The organism is Chryseobacterium sp. Y16C (assembly GCF_022488405.1).
Taxonomy (GTDB): domain Bacteria; phylum Bacteroidota; class Bacteroidia; order Flavobacteriales; family Weeksellaceae; genus Chryseobacterium; species Chryseobacterium geocarposphaerae.
Window position 1 is genome coordinate 378,834 of record NZ_CP092711.1, and the last position, 14,422, is coordinate 393,255.

Sequence of the window (14,422 nt, forward strand, 5' to 3'; positions counted from 1 at the left end):
AATGAAACCAAAATCATTGAATTAAATGAATAGAATCCTGGGTGAAAATATACTTTTGTGCTTCAGGAAAATAATTATTCGTATCTAGTCCGGTGAATGTGCTGAAAGCCGGTAAAATCAATTGATTTTCTGTCACAACATAACAGGGGAATTTTAATTTTCTGGTTGATGACTGTAAAACAACTCCGGGATGAATATGCCCGGAAATGACAAACTGATTTTCATTTTTCAAATCTTCATGACTAAAGGTAAATTCATTTTCCTGATAAACAGAATAGATGTCTGAAATTCCTAATTCAAATAAGTATTTTTCCGAAATCCGGTCATGGTTTCCTTTTACTAAAATTATTTTTAAGGCCGGAAACTGAAGTTTCCAGTTTTTGTAGATTTCAAATTCCGAATTTTTTCCGGCGTGAAGAAAATCACCCACTATAATTACTTTTTCAGGATTGAAATGATCAATTAAACTTGATAATCTTTTTAAATCTTCCAATATAATATCCGAAGGTAAAGGAATGCCGTTTTTTCTGAAATGAGCTGTTTTCCCCAAATGTAAATCAGACAAAATCAATGCAGAAGTTTCTTTCCAAAACAAAGCCCTTTGATTCGTTAAAATAAAATTTTCTTCTTTAATAGAAATAAGCTTTTCTATAATCTTCATTTTCTTCTGTTTTTCTTTTTCAAATTGGCTTCCTGCATCTTATGAATTCTTGATGCTAAATCTTCACTGGATAAAGATTGCCGTAGGCTGTCTACTTTTATAGGAAAGCTCAGAGGCGTAAAGCGGTCGGAATGAATATAAATAATTTTACTCTGATGAATTCTCTCAAAAGCGGCAGACAGTCTTACTTCTTCCAATTGCTGATTAAAGACTTCGGTATACGCTTGGCGAAGCAATAAATTTTCGGGATCATAATCTTCTAAAACGGAAAATATTATCCCTGAAGAAGATTGCAATGATTTGTTGTTTACTTGTCTTCCCGGCATTGTTTGAATGACCATTCCGGAAATCACGGCAATATCACGGAATTTTCTTCTTGCCATTTCCGTTGAATTAACACTGCTGATCACATCCTGCATCAGATTTTCCTTGGACAGAATAAGATGAAGTTCATCTTTAGACAATTTAATTTCTTTATCAGAAAATAGCTCAAAACCATAATCATTCATCGCCATTGAGAAACTGATAGGGTATAATTTTGAAATTCTATATGCTATCAGAGCAGCCATTACTTCATGTACTAAACGACCTTCAAAAGGGTAAAAGAATAAATGGTTGCCTTCCCGGGTTTTGATTTGTTCCACCAAAAACTCGTCCTCTTTCGGAATATGTGAATTTTCATTTTGATTCACCAGCAAAGGGTGTAAAAATTTCAATTCCTTTTCTTTAGAATGGGGAGTTAAAGATTCAGCTAACTTTTTTCTTAAAAAGAAACTAAGGTTGGAAGAAAGCGGTAATCTTCCGCCTAACCAGCTTGGTGTAATGGCTTTACCGCTGGATAGTCTTACATATACCGTCATTTCTTTCAGCATTACATACTCTAAAATACGACCTGCAAGAACAAATTTATCGCCTTTATGAAGTTTTGAAATAAAATATTCTTCAATCATTCCAATATAACCTCCCGACAAAAATTTTACCCTCAGCATCGAATCACTGACGATAACGCCAATATTCATGCGGTGAAGCATAGCAATTTTTCTTTTTTCAACAACGAGTTTGCCATCATCCTTCTCGATAACTTTATGAAATTCCTCATAGTTTTTTCCCGTTTTTCCACCTTGCGTAATAAAATAGATACACCATTGCCATTCTTCCTCTGTAAGTTCAGAAAAAGCATAAGTACTTTTAATGACGGGAAATAATTCATCAGCATAAAATCCGCCTCCCAAAGCCAACGTAACAAGAAACTGTACCAATACATCATAAGCTAGTAGGAAAGGTTCCCGTTTTTCGATCACTTTATTTTTTACGGCCTCTTTTAACGCCGAGACTTCGATAAGTTCTAAAGAATGGGTAGGAACAAAATAAATAGTGGAGGTTTCAAATGGTGAATGTCCGCTTCGTCCTGCACGCTGCATAAAACGGGCAACTCCTTTGCTGGAACCAATTTGAATTACGGTATCTACAGGTTTAAAATCCACCCCCAGATCCAAAGATGAGGTAGAAACAACTGCTTTCAGTGCACCGGAATTAAGGTTTTCTTCTACCCACTGTCGTAAAGGAGCTTCAATAGAACTATGATGAAGTGCAATCTGCGCCGCAAAATCCGGGTATGCTTCTAACAATAACTGATACCACATCTCTGCCTGACTCCGTGTATTGGTAAAAACAAGTGTGGATTTTGATTTAAGAATAACAGGAACTACTTCCTGTACCAGTTTGCTGCCCAAATGTCCTGCCCATGGTAAAATCTCAACTTCAGGAGGATATACGGATAGAATATCAATTTTCTTCTGTTCTTTAGCGACTACTTTTGTCCTCTTTTTAGCATCGGGAATCAGAACTTCCAGAGCTTCTTCAAGATTTCCGATGGTTGCAGTAATGCCCCAAATTCTGATCCTGGGATTTCTATGTTTTAAAACAGCCAATGCCAGTTCTACCATGACGCCTCGTTTGGTGCTCAACAATTCGTGCCATTCGTCAACCGCGATGCATTTTGCATTTTTAAAAAAGCGCTGATTGTCTTTTTGAGCCATCAGAAGATGCAGGCTTTCGGGAGTTACAAGCAAAATATCGGGCATTGCCTTGCTTTGTCTTTGCTTTTGTTTGGCATCAGTATCACCGTTTCTTACTTCCACGATCCAGTCTAAGCCAATTTCATTAATAGCCTCTTGCATCGCTCTTGCCAGATCTTTTGCCAAGGAACGAAGGGGAGTAATCCAAAGGAGCTTTAATCCTGTCTTATAGTGTTCAGGATGATTAAAAAAGTCGATAAGGATGGCAATAAAAACTGAGTACGTTTTTCCAAAACCCGTCGGAGCAACCACCATTCCTGAATAGCCGTTGGAAAAGCGTTGCCACGTCTCTTTCTGAAAAGAAAAAGGCGACATTCCTTTATCATTCAGCCACTTTTGAATGAGCTGAAAACCTTCGGATTGCTCAAATTTTGATGTCACGTAATAAGTTTTTTTATGTCTTCAATATCATCTATTTCATCTGCTTTTTTATCCTTTCGCCATCGTAAAATCCTAGGGAATCGTAAAGCAACTCCGGATTTATGACGACTGCTGTACCCAATACCTTCAAAAGCCAGCTCAAAAACCAATTCCGGCTTTACGGTTCTTACCGGGCCAAATTTTTCCAGCACATTGTTAGAAATAAATTTGCTGACTTCCTGAATTTCTTTGTCCGTTAAGCCCGAGTAAGCTTTGGCAATGGTTACCAGCTTTCCTTCTTTTTTCACGGCAAAAGTATAATCTGTATAATAAGCGCTTCGTCTTCCGCTGCCTTTCTGAGCATAGATAAGAACCGCGTCAATGGTCAAAGGATCTATTTTCCATTTCCACCAGTCGCCTTTTTTTCTACCGGTATGATAGGGCGAACTATGGTTTTTCAGCATTAAGCCTTCGCTATTGATTTCACGGGATTTTTCCCTGATTTCAGGAAGCTGATTCCAGTCTTCATAAGAGATGATAGGGGAAAGAATAATTTTTTCGGAGGGATTGTTTTGTAAAAGTTCTTCTAATTTTTTTCTTCTTTCAATCAACGACTTATGACGATAATCTTCCCCGTCAAATTCCAAAAGATCATAAGCAAAAACAACTATAGGAATTTCTTCTAATATTTTTTTTGTTAAAGATTTTCTGTTTAATCTTTTTTGGAGCTCATTAAAATTCAGAACGGTGTTGCCTTTAAATGCCAGAATTTCACCGTCTAACACAAAATTTCCTTTCCAGGTGGAAAGTTCCTCCTCGATTTCGGGGAATTGCTGAGTGACCAGTTCTTCACCACGAGACCAGATAAAAATTTCATCTTTTCTTTTGATCAGTTGTCCACGGATGCCATCCCATTTGTATTCGATCTGCCAATCTTTGACAGGTCCTAAGTCATCCAGACTTTTTTCCAGAGAATAAGCAAGACAGAAAGGGTAGGGTTTAGACAAATTAGTATTCGTATATTCCCCTTTGATTAACGCATCAAAATCCATTTCCAAAGGATTCCAATCCCCCATAATGCTGTGTGCAACGGCAGTAGATTCTAAATGATAATGTTTCGCTATCGTATTAATTAAGGTTTTAGACGATACTCCAATCCGGAAACTCCCACCCAGTAATTTATTGAAAATAAAACGTTCTAATGTATCAAGACTTCTCCAAGAATCCAAAACAAATTGCTTTTTTTGCTCCTCAGAACAGTCTTTCAATGCTATGATTTTGCTCATCCATTCAGAAAGTGATCGTTCTTCAGTATATTGAGGTTCGGGAAGTAACAATGCAATGGTTTCGCCGAGATCTCCCACGGAAGAATAGCTTTCTACAAAAAGCCATTCAGGAATATTGGCAGCTTCCATCACCCATTGTTTCATAAAGGAAGAATTAACGTTCCGTTTGGGCTTTTTACCTGTAAATAAGGCCAGAAACCACATTTTATCCTGTGAAGTAGCCTCTTTCAGGAATGTCAAAATTGCTTCCTGTTTCAAAGAGGTTTTGTTGGTGCTGTCAAGGGCGTTAATTAAGTTGGCAAAATCTTTCATTCCGGCTCAAATTCTGTAGTTTCTTCGTCGTTTCCGTATTCCGTTTTCACTTCATCAGCGGAAATTCCTATTTCATTTAAATATTTTGAGAAAACAGCAGCTTGTCCATGTGTAATATGCACTTTTTCCGCTTCTGTAGCTTTAATTGCCGAAATTAAACCCTGCCAATCTGCATGATCGCTTATGGCAAAACCTGCATCTGCGCTTCTCCAACGTCTTGCTCCGCGAATCTGCATCCAGCCTGAGCAAATAGCATAAGCCAAATTCGGAATTTTCTTCATAGCAGGATTATCAATAAGGGCAGGCGGAAGAATCACGATTTTACCATTTAGATGCTTTTTATCCTCACGCAGGTCAATGGTATTATAATCGGGCAATTGTACACCAACACTTTCGTAGGCTTCGTTAAGTTTAGCAATCGAGTAATGAACATTCAACTCATCCAAACCTTCCAACGCCTTCATAATTCTTTGTGATTTTCCTAATGAGTAACCTATAAATACGGAAGTTTTGCCGTTGGCTTTATTTTGTTGAACCCAATTTCTCATCTGCTGTTCCTGAGCTTCTACCGAAAGCCAGTTATAAATGGGAAGTCCAAAAGTACTTTCAGAGACAAATTCATTGCATCTTACGGATTCAAAAGGAGTGGAAATCCCATCATCCTGAATTTTATAATCTCCTGAAACTACAGAAACATAGCCTTTATACTCCATACGAATTTGCGCGGAACCAATGATGTGCCCTGCAGGGTGTAGGGAAACTTTTACTCCGTTAATATTCAATACCTCACCATATTCCACACTCTGACATTCAATTTCTTTTCCAATCCTGGAATGCAGAATCGGTTTGGTGAAATGATGACAAAGATATTTTTTCATTCCGTTTCGGGCATGGTCTGCATGTCCATGAGTGATTACTGCCAAGTCTACAGGCCGCCACGGGTCAATATAAAATTTCCCGGGAATGCAATAAATACCTTTTGACGTGAATTTTAGGAGCATTGAATATTTTTTATGATTATAAATAGAATCAGACTTCAAGTTTTCCTTCTATACCACCATCTTCAATAGATTTTCCTGTAATGGCAGCAAAAATCATTTTAGACATTGCTATGAGCTTATTTTCCTTAGTTTGATAATAATACCCGTCGTTTGGAGCAACTTTTATAACACTAATGGACGGATCATCTTTCCCATCGAACCATGCATTGGCAAAATTGGTCCAGTATTTTTCAATCAGTGCTTTATCTTGTGATATGGTAGCTTTTCCTTTAATAAACATATATTCATATTTTGAATTATTCATAAAGTAAAGTTCTACCTCTGAATCTGATGTGATTTCATGATTCTTGTCGCTGTTGACATCACTCAAAAACCAGAGATTTCCTTCATGATCTACTTCCTGTAAAGCCATAGGACGACTTTTGGTGTCAGCATTTACTCTTGTAGAGAAAAAACAAGTTTTAGTACTCTCTGTAATGTTTTTAATTTTTTCAATAGCAGCAGAGCCGCTCAAATTTTCATGAGGTGAAATGGCGTTTGACATAATAATAAAATTTGTGATTAGTTCTTGTTGTCAATCAACTATTATGCCCTTTGATTTTTAAAAGCCTTCCCAATTTTAAGTTTTTGATTAATATATCTAACCCTACAGTATATAAAATCCTTTTCCGAAAACCGGAAAAGGATCATTCACTAAAACTAAGAAAGTCTAAACAATAAACAAAGATGCTATCGCTTGTGCATCACTTCCTGTAAGGATTTCATCATAAGCTGCTGAACCTGCTGCAGCTCCGAAAGCTGTAGAGGTATTGAAGCCTGCCTGATTGATATTGCCTTCTCCGGCATACACCGGATTGGTTGCGGAAGGCATATTTCCTCCATCTGCCAATTCTATCCAGCCTTTGTTGGCTCTCATTCTGCGAACCTGAGAAGCATGTCTTGCTTCTACTGAATGTATTTGTAAGGCAGCCTGAAGAACAGCTTTATTAGACATCACGTTTCCTGCCTGTCCTTTATAAGCTCTTACTCCTGTATCTTCAAAAGCCTGGGCAAGAATTAAAAATTGATTATAATCTGTAAAAGGAGTGAAATTTCCTCCTGCGGTAAAATCAAAAGTTGGTTTTGCACCCGGAGTGACTCCCAACGAGGTCAATGTATTCTTCAAAAAGGTAACATGAGCGGATTCATGTTTTGAAATCTGCATAAAAACAACCCTGTCTGCACTTGGAATTAATGTTCCGGCAGCTAGTCCCATGGCGTAATATTCATTTTCCAGATATTCTAAAACAAGGGCCAATTGTAATGCATCTGTTAAAACAGATTTAAAAAATGTAGTATTGACGGTTGTTGTCGTTTCAGCTTTTGCCGGAGTCGATACCAAAGTTCCTAATCCTAGAGGAATAGAAGCAACGGCTGCTTTCTTCCCGAATTCTGAAATGTTGGTTAATGTTTCTAATCTTGTAGCTTCCGTAGTGAAGAATTTATCATTTGAAAGTTTATCGAGTAATTTAAGAATATTCATAATAGTAGATTTTGAAGATGAAAATTAATTGATTCCCTGTTCTTTCCAAGTGAAAGGCGTTTTGATAAATCCTCCCGCCGTCATTACAATATCTTTTGGCTCTTTGGCAAGATCCAATCCGTTACCGTCTATTACATCGTCTCCAGAGAATGCTGCCGTTCCCGGATTGATCAAATTTCTTATCGCTGAAGCATGTCTTGCCTCTACAGAAACAATTTTTCCGGCAATTACCAGGTAATCAGCATTGCTAATGTATTTACCGGCTCCGTTATAAGCTGCCACTCCTGTATCTTCAAGTGCTTTCGCCGTTGCTAATACAGAATTTCTGTCGTTAAAATTCACATTTGGATATTGGAATTCCAGCTTGGGAAGGACATTCATCGTTGCTCCGCTTATTGCGGCTTTGAAGAAATCTCTGTGGATCACTTCGTGATGGTAAAGATCAGTGAACAGTTCTTTTTCAATGCTTGAGATTCCGGCATAAAAGTTATTAACAACCTTTGTATAAAAATCAGCCTCAAGCTGTTCCAATGCATATGCATAGTTCAGAACCCCGACATCGCCAGTACCTAGGTCAAATACTTTATCATTGGCCATATAATCAAACTCGTTATCATCACAGCCTATCAATGTAAGTCCTGCCATTGCCAAGCCGATGCCGCTGAGCTTTAAAAAATTCCGTCTGCTTGTATCAAGGGTAGCTCCCTGATTAGAAACATGAATAGTGTTTTTCATAATAATTATTTTTTTGTGTTAGATTATTTAATGAATTGAATCTCTTTTATCAAAAAGGAAAAACAGCATATAATAAAATATGCTGTCTACACCACAAAACACTACGGCATCAATACCGTATCAATGACATGAATCACTCCGTTGGATTGGTTAACGTCAGCGATTGTTACTTTTGCATTATTTCCTTTTGAATCTCTTATGTACAAGTCTTTTCCTTTTGTCCAGAAAGTAAGATCCTCGCCTTCAACAGTTTTCATCATAGCTTTTCCGTTTCCTGCTTTTACTGCTGCCCAGATTTGCTTGGCATTGTATTTTCCTGCAAGAACGTGATAAGTTAAAATCTTGGTAAGCGTTGCTTTGTTTTCTGGTTTTACAAGATTCTCTACTGTACCTTTCGGTAATTTTGCGAACGCTTCATCTGTTGGAGCTAATACGGTGAAAGGTCCTGCTCCCTGCAAAGTTTCTACCAAACCGGCTGCTTTTACTGCTGCAACCAAAGTTTTATGGTCTTTGGAATTTACAGCGTTTTCAATAATGTTTTTAGAAGGATACATTGGTGCACCACCTACTATTACTGTTTTTTCTTTTGACATCTGTGCAGCTGCATTTCCACTGAAAGCAAATGATAATACCATCATTCCTAAAACTGCGATTTTTGATTGTGTGTTCATTGTTTTGATTTTAATTGTTATTGAATTTGATTGTCTTGTTAAAATCATCTACGACTTTGGTTTTTATTTAGATTTAAAAATTTTACTTTTTTTTCGTAAGTAGCTGTAATTCAATTGATTAATTTTTGTTATATTCGGATTTTTTAGAGGTTGAATTAATATATTGATGAGAAAATCTTATAAATATTGAAGAATGTGTATCAAACTGTTTGATTAATTAATTTTTAAATATGGTTTGAAATAGATTTGGTATTTATTTTATTTTACTACATTTGGAAAAAATATCCCACTATTAAAACAACCTACTCGGAAGAACAACTTATCGTTTTACTGAAAGAAAGAAACGAAACTGGTTTTCATCATTTGTATGACAACTATTCCGGTGCGTTGTATGGAGTGATTTTACGGATTGTTCAGTCTAAAGAATATACCGAAGAAGTTATCCAGGATGTTTTTGTTAAAATCTGGAATTCTATCCATCAGTATGATTCATCTAAAGGCAGGTTCTATACATGGATGATTAATATTGCAAGAAATACAGCGATAGATTATTTAAAATCAAAAAGTTTTCAAAACGAGTTAAAAAACCAACCGCTTCCGGATTTCGTATATAACTCCAAAGAACTTTCAATCACTAATGATTCATCGGATTACATTGGATTTAATAATGTGCTTGAAAGTCTGGAAGTAGACAAGCAGGAACTTATCGATCTCGCCTATTATCAGGGATATACTCAAAATGAGATATCTGATAAACTGAAAATACCGCTGGGAACGGTGAAAACCAAAATGCGGAATGCACTGATAAAATTAAAAGACTTGTTAAAAGATTATCAATAAATTGAACACTAAAGAATACATATCATCCGGAATAATAGAATCTTATATTCTAGGTCTTGCTTCTCCTGAGGAAGCAGGTATTTTGGAGTGTGTGATGAAGAATAATGCAGAAGTAAAGACGGCTGTTGAAGAAGCTCAAAAAACATTGGAAGATCTTGCTACTGCACAGTCTGTAACGCCTCCGGCAGATTTAAAAACAAAAATCTGGAATAGGATTCAGCAGGAACAGACTGTTGAGGAACTACATCCTGTGGTTTCAGCAGATATTCCTCCTGCAAAGCCTCAGGAAGAAATTAAAATTCAGGGAAATAGCAATTGGAAAGCTTTTGCAGTTGCTGCATCAGTATTGTTTTTAGTGAGTGTGGCCGGAAATCTTTTCTGGATGAATAGCCAGTCTGAAGCTAAAGAAAGGCTTGCAAAAATGGAAATTGAAAAGAAAAATCAGGATCTTGCGATGCAGAAAATGCATGAAAAAATAGAAATGGTCTCCAATCCTGATATGAAGATGGTTATGCTGAAAGGGGTAGAAAAACATGCCGACTCTAAAGCGATGGTTTTTTGGAACACCAAAACAAAAGAAGTGTATCTGAATGCTGATAGTTTACCCAAAGCTCCTGAAGGAATGCAGTATCAATTATGGGCCATCACAGACGGGAAACCTGTGAATGCAGGAATGTACACGGAAGATAAAGACAGTAAAATAGCGATCGCTAATATTCCCAATGCTCAGGCTTTTGCCATTACTTTGGAAAAGCAGGGTGGAAGTCCGACTCCTACTATGGAAAATATGTATGTAATGGGTGGGGTATAGATCATAATTTCAATAAATTCAGACAGAATTTATTATTAAATACTTAAAAACTAATTAGTTTTACATAAAGCGTTCAGTTGTATATTACAACTGAACGCTTTTTTGTTACAAGCTTGTTTTAGTGCCAATTTTAGTTATAGATAACTAATAAAAGAATATTTTTATTCTTTATATGTTGTAAATTAGTATATTTGTATACTAATTTATAAGTTTATGCACTATTCAATTGTAAAAGATGTTCTCAACTTACTTGAAAAATTTGAGATCGAAAATGAAAGCTGTGTTTATTCTTCTGATATAGAAGGTTTTAAAACATGGTTGTGTGCAAGTGAGTCTTCTGTAGATAAAAAAGAGAATGAACCTTACTGGGAAGGCAAAGAAAATGGAAGAAGCCCGGAAAGTGTAATAAGTACTTCATTGGTACATCTTAACAGATATGCAAAATCATATTCGAAATCTGCGATCTGGAATTCAAATTTTGCGACACAGGAAGATTTTATTTACCTGATTACGCTTAAAACATTTGGAGAAATGACCAAAATGGAGCTCATCAAAAAAAATATCCACGAAAAACCGGCAGGAATGCTGATTATCAACAGGCTTATCAAGCTAGGGTGGATAGAACAAAAAGAGTCTGAGAAGGATAAAAGAACAAAAGTGATAAACATTACAGATTCAGGAAGAGATTCACTGGAAAATCAGATGAGCAGAATAAGAACGGCTACCAATATTGTGGCCGGAAATCTTAACCATTCGGAAAAGATGGAGCTGATAAGAATTCTTGAAAAGCTGGAAAAATTTCATCATCCGATCTTCAGCCGTCATCTGGAATCCAGAAACCTTATCGATACCATTAGCTCAGAATATTCATTTCTAAAAAATTAATCATGAACAAAAAAATAGCCATTATCGGTTCAGGATTTTCCGGTTTGTCTTCAGCGGCATATCTGGTAAAAGAAGGCAATGAAGTTCATGTGTTTGAAAAAAACAGTAATGTAGGTGGAAGAGCAAGACAATTCAGAACTGAAGAAGGTTATGCTTTTGACATGGGGCCGAGCTGGTATTGGATGCCGGATATTATTGAATCTTTTTTTGAGGATTTTGGAAAAAAATCATCTGACTTTTATGAATTGGTAAGGTTGGATCCTCAGTTTGAAATGGTCTTTTCTGATGAAATCATGAGTATTCCGGACAGTTATGAGGAAATGGCTGCTTTATTTGAAAAAATGGAAAAGGGAGCAGGAAAGAACCTTGATAATTTTATGAAAGACGCTCAGGTGAAATATGAAGTCGGAATGAAAGATTTCGTCAATAAGCCTTGTCATTCATGGTTAGAATTTGTTTCCCCAAAAATGGCGGCCAATGCATTGAAACTTGATTTACTGAGTAGTTTTAGCAAGTTTGTGAGGAAGTATTTCAAACATCCTAAGCTCATCGCGTTGATGGAGTTTCCTGTCATTTTTTTGGGAGCAGCACCATCAAAAATTCCTGCGTTGTACAGCCTTATGAACTATGGCGGATATAAACTGGGGACCTGGTATCCAATGAGAGGTTTTTCAAAAGTAACCGAAGCCATGATGAAGATAGGAAAAGATCAGGGAGTACATTTTCATTTTAATTCGACGGTTGAAAAAATTAATGTTGAAAATGATAAAGCTCATTCAATACAAGTAAACGGAGAAGAGCAATATTTTGATATTGTTATTGCTTCATCAGATTATCATCACACGGAAAGTAAGCTTCTTCCTCCGAATAGCAGAAATTACGCTTCTTCCTATTGGGAAAAGAAAACATTTGCTCCTTCTTGCCTCATTTATTATTTAGGAATTAAAGGGAAAATTCCTAATCTGAAGCATCATACGCTTTTCTTTGAAAATGAACTTGAATTACATACTCATGAAATTTATGAAGATAAAAAATGGCCTACAAAACCATTATTTTATTCTTGTTGCCCGTCCAAGACCGATCAAACGGTTGCTCCAGAAAACAGTGAAAATGTATTTCTCTTAATGCCTGTAGCTCCCGGAATAGAAGATTCTGAAGAAATAAGAGAAAAATATTTCCATGAAATGATCCGAAGGCTGGAAAGCCATACCGGAAGTTCTGATATCCTGTCAAGAATAGAGTATAAAAGAAGTTATTGCATTAATGATTTTAAAGAAGATTATAATGCCTACAAAGGAAATGCCTATGGTCTAGCCAATACGTTATCTCAAACGGCGGTTTTAAAACCTTCAATCAGAAATAAAAAAATTAAAAACCTGTTGTATACCGGGCAACTTACTGTTCCCGGCCCCGGAGTTCCGCCATCTATAATTTCCGGTAAAATAGCAGCAAATGAAGCCCGCAAAATAAATTAACTATGAAAAAATTGTTTGACGACCTTTCTTACAAAGTGAGCAGAGAAACAACCAGGCTGTACAGCACAAGCTTTTCTCTGGGAATAATGGCACTTTCGCCTAAACTGAGAAATCCGATATATGCCATTTATGGATATGTGCGCCTTGCCGATGAAATTGTAGACAGCTTTCATGCTTATGATAAGCAAAAGCTTTTGTCACGGTATAAACAGGAGACTTTTCAGGCTCTGGAAGACGGAATTTCGCTCAATCCCATCTTACAGTCATTTCAGGAAACGGTGCATAAATATAAAATTGATCACAGCCTCATTCACCAGTTTTTGAAAAGCATGGAAATGGATCTCCAGAAGATTGATTATAATTCTGATTTGTATAAGGAATATATTGTAGGGTCTGCTGAAGTTGTAGGACTTATGTGTCTTCATATCTTTACAGAAGGAAACCCCAAAGAATTTGAGCGGTTGAAATCCTATGCAATGGTCTTGGGATCAGCATTTCAGAAAGTCAATTTTCTTAGGGATATGAAAGATGATTATCAGATTTTAGGACGATGCTATTTCCCGAATGTGGATATTTCTTATTTTGATAATACTGTAAAAGCTCATATTGAAAAAGAAATAGAAGAAGAATTCCAAATAGCATTGCAGGGCATTAAAAAGCTTCCCAGTTCTTCAAGATTCGGTGTTTATCTGGCCTTTAGATATTATACTTCATTGTTCAGAAAAATAAAAAGAACTTCTGCCAATGAAATGATCAACCGAAGAATAAGAATATCCAACGGGAAGAAGCTGTCTGTAATGATGAGCAGCTATTTCCAGTATAAAACTTCTTTTTTATAATATAATACCTTAGTAAAGCCATGGTACATACAATTTATAAAAAACAGCAGCTGAATTGTGATATCGAAGAGGCCTGGAAATTTTTTTCTTCAGCAAATAATCTTGCGATCATCACACCACCTGAAATGAATTTTACGGTGCTCACCAAAATGGAAGATGATGAAATTTTTGAAGGGATGATCATTGATTATTATGTTTCGCCTATAATGGGAATAGAAATGAAATGGAAAACGGAAATTACCCATGTTGATTTTCAAAAGAGCTTTACCGATTTCCAGAAAAAAGGACCGTATAAACTTTGGAACCACCATCATGAGTTTATAGTTAATGATTACGGAGTATTTATGAAGGATGTTGTAAAGTATGAGCTTCCTTTCGGTTTTTTAGGAGAAATTGCCCATAAATTATTTGTCAGAAAAAAAATTGAGCATATTTTTGATTACCGACATAAGGTCCTAGAAGAGCTTTTTAATACCAAAAAAAAATTATGAATTTACTGATCGTTCTTAGTACATTTCTCATCATGGAAGGAATGACGTGGTGTATTCATAAATACATTATGCATGGTTTTTTATGGATCTTGCATAAAGATCATCACGATCATAGCAACCATGGTCCTATGGAAAAAAATGATTACTTTTTTCTGATCTTTGCACTGCCTACCATAGCGCTGATGTATTACGGAACTTTACAGAACTTTAATTTTTGGTTCTATATAGCAGTAGGTATAGCATTGTATGGAATGGCTTATTTCTTTGTTCACGATATTTTTATCCATCAGAGGCTGAAGATTCTTCGAAATACCAAAAATCCTTATCTGCTTGCCATAAGAAGAGCCCATAAGCAGCATCATAAACATACAGGAAAAGAAAAAGGGGAGTGCTTCGGCTTCCTGTGGGTTCCTATACAGTATTTTAAAATGTATTTTAATAAAAATAAAACCTGA

15 protein-coding genes are annotated in these 14,422 nt (G+C 36.3%); 7 read left to right on the forward strand and 8 right to left on the reverse strand.

Annotated elements, in window-relative coordinates:
* Positions 1 to 13 precede the first annotated feature (13 nt).
* The 8 genes from pdeM to MKS83_RS01550 all read right to left on the reverse strand — a co-directional run bounded on the left by pdeM (position 14) and on the right by MKS83_RS01550 (position 8,626).
* Positions 14 to 661 (reverse strand): ligase-associated DNA damage response endonuclease PdeM, encoded by a 648-nt coding sequence (gene pdeM, locus MKS83_RS01515; RefSeq protein WP_240581678.1) that lies wholly within the window; start codon positions 659 to 661, stop codon positions 14 to 16.
* Positions 658 to 3,120 (reverse strand): ligase-associated DNA damage response DEXH box helicase, encoded by a 2,463-nt coding sequence (locus MKS83_RS01520; RefSeq protein WP_410679191.1) that lies wholly within the window; start codon positions 3,118 to 3,120, stop codon positions 658 to 660. The genes pdeM and MKS83_RS01520 overlap by 4 nt, the downstream gene beginning before the upstream one ends.
* Positions 3,117 to 4,697: an ATP-dependent DNA ligase gene (locus MKS83_RS01525; RefSeq protein WP_240581679.1), complete on the reverse strand. Its 1,581-nt coding sequence runs from the start codon at positions 4,695 to 4,697 to the stop codon at positions 3,117 to 3,119. Before MKS83_RS01525 ends, MKS83_RS01520 begins: the two co-directional genes overlap by 4 nt.
* Complete coding sequence (locus MKS83_RS01530) at positions 4,694 to 5,698, reverse strand: ligase-associated DNA damage response exonuclease (protein WP_240581680.1); 1,005 nt, start codon at positions 5,696 to 5,698, stop codon at positions 4,694 to 4,696. Before MKS83_RS01530 ends, MKS83_RS01525 begins: the two co-directional genes overlap by 4 nt.
* A gap of 28 nt (positions 5,699 to 5,726) precedes the next feature.
* On the reverse strand, positions 5,727 to 6,242 hold the full coding sequence (locus MKS83_RS01535; RefSeq protein ID WP_240581681.1) for a pyridoxamine 5'-phosphate oxidase family protein: 516 nt from the start codon (positions 6,240 to 6,242) through the stop codon (positions 5,727 to 5,729).
* 165 nt (positions 6,243 to 6,407) lie between these two features.
* A complete protein-coding gene (locus MKS83_RS01540; protein WP_100375390.1) occupies positions 6,408 to 7,220 on the reverse strand; it encodes a ferritin-like domain-containing protein in 813 nt (270 codons plus the stop codon).
* Between the two features lie 24 nt (positions 7,221 to 7,244).
* A complete protein-coding gene (locus tag MKS83_RS01545) occupies positions 7,245 to 7,955 on the reverse strand; it encodes a ferritin-like domain-containing protein (RefSeq protein WP_240581682.1) in 711 nt (236 codons plus the stop codon).
* A gap of 101 nt (positions 7,956 to 8,056) precedes the next feature.
* Positions 8,057 to 8,626, reverse strand: coding sequence for a fasciclin domain-containing protein (locus tag MKS83_RS01550; RefSeq protein ID WP_100376969.1), 570 nt, complete (start codon positions 8,624 to 8,626; stop codon positions 8,057 to 8,059).
* A 246-nt stretch (positions 8,627 to 8,872) separates the two neighbouring features.
* On the opposite strand from MKS83_RS01550, the gene MKS83_RS01555 reads away from it, so the two are divergent.
* From MKS83_RS01555 to MKS83_RS01585, 7 genes are all read left to right on the forward strand, one after another.
* Positions 8,873 to 9,466 carry an RNA polymerase sigma factor gene (locus tag MKS83_RS01555; RefSeq protein WP_240581683.1) on the forward strand — a complete coding sequence of 198 codons (594 nt, stop codon included), beginning with the start codon at positions 8,873 to 8,875 and terminating at the stop codon, positions 9,464 to 9,466.
* A 1-nt stretch (position 9,467) separates the two neighbouring features.
* The gene (locus MKS83_RS01560; RefSeq protein WP_240581684.1) at positions 9,468 to 10,277 is read left to right on the forward strand and encodes an anti-sigma factor domain-containing protein; all 810 of its coding nucleotides are present in this window, start codon (positions 9,468 to 9,470) and stop codon (positions 10,275 to 10,277) included.
* A gap of 213 nt (positions 10,278 to 10,490) precedes the next feature.
* Entirely contained in the window at positions 10,491 to 11,162 is a 672-nt protein-coding gene (locus MKS83_RS01565; protein ID WP_240581685.1) for a MarR family winged helix-turn-helix transcriptional regulator, read from the forward strand.
* A 2-nt stretch (positions 11,163 to 11,164) separates the two neighbouring features.
* The gene (locus MKS83_RS01570; protein WP_240581686.1) at positions 11,165 to 12,637 is read left to right on the forward strand and encodes a phytoene desaturase family protein; all 1,473 of its coding nucleotides are present in this window, start codon (positions 11,165 to 11,167) and stop codon (positions 12,635 to 12,637) included.
* Positions 12,638 to 12,639: 2 nt separating this feature from the next.
* Positions 12,640 to 13,476, forward strand: a complete 837-nt coding sequence (locus tag MKS83_RS01575; RefSeq protein WP_240581687.1) for a phytoene/squalene synthase family protein — start codon at positions 12,640 to 12,642, stop codon at positions 13,474 to 13,476.
* 20 nt (positions 13,477 to 13,496) lie between these two features.
* Positions 13,497 to 13,967 (forward strand): SRPBCC family protein, encoded by a 471-nt coding sequence (locus tag MKS83_RS01580; protein ID WP_240581688.1) that lies wholly within the window; start codon positions 13,497 to 13,499, stop codon positions 13,965 to 13,967.
* A complete protein-coding gene (locus MKS83_RS01585) occupies positions 13,964 to 14,422 on the forward strand; it encodes a sterol desaturase family protein (protein WP_240581689.1) in 459 nt (152 codons plus the stop codon). Before MKS83_RS01580 ends, MKS83_RS01585 begins: the two co-directional genes overlap by 4 nt.

Coding starts and splice junctions, on each gene's coding strand:
- pdeM (WP_240581678.1), bottom strand. CDS start 661: ATGAAGATTATAGAAAAGCTTATTTCTATTAAAGAAGAAAATTTTATT.
- MKS83_RS01525 (WP_240581679.1), bottom strand. CDS start 4,697: ATGAAAGATTTTGCCAACTTAATTAACGCCCTTGACAGCACCAACAAA.
- MKS83_RS01530 (WP_240581680.1), bottom strand. CDS start 5,698: ATGCTCCTAAAATTCACGTCAAAAGGTATTTATTGCATTCCCGGGAAA.
- MKS83_RS01535 (WP_240581681.1), bottom strand. CDS start 6,242: ATGTCAAACGCCATTTCACCTCATGAAAATTTGAGCGGCTCTGCTGCT.
- MKS83_RS01540 (WP_100375390.1), bottom strand. CDS start 7,220: ATGAATATTCTTAAATTACTCGATAAACTTTCAAATGATAAATTCTTC.
- MKS83_RS01545 (WP_240581682.1), bottom strand. CDS start 7,955: ATGAAAAACACTATTCATGTTTCTAATCAGGGAGCTACCCTTGATACA.
- MKS83_RS01550 (WP_100376969.1), bottom strand. CDS start 8,626: ATGAACACACAATCAAAAATCGCAGTTTTAGGAATGATGGTATTATCA.
- MKS83_RS01565 (WP_240581685.1), top strand. CDS start 10,491: ATGCACTATTCAATTGTAAAAGATGTTCTCAACTTACTTGAAAAATTT.
- MKS83_RS01570 (WP_240581686.1), top strand. CDS start 11,165: ATGAACAAAAAAATAGCCATTATCGGTTCAGGATTTTCCGGTTTGTCT.
- MKS83_RS01575 (WP_240581687.1), top strand. CDS start 12,640: ATGAAAAAATTGTTTGACGACCTTTCTTACAAAGTGAGCAGAGAAACA.
- MKS83_RS01580 (WP_240581688.1), top strand. CDS start 13,497: ATGGTACATACAATTTATAAAAAACAGCAGCTGAATTGTGATATCGAA.
- MKS83_RS01585 (WP_240581689.1), top strand. CDS start 13,964: ATGAATTTACTGATCGTTCTTAGTACATTTCTCATCATGGAAGGAATG.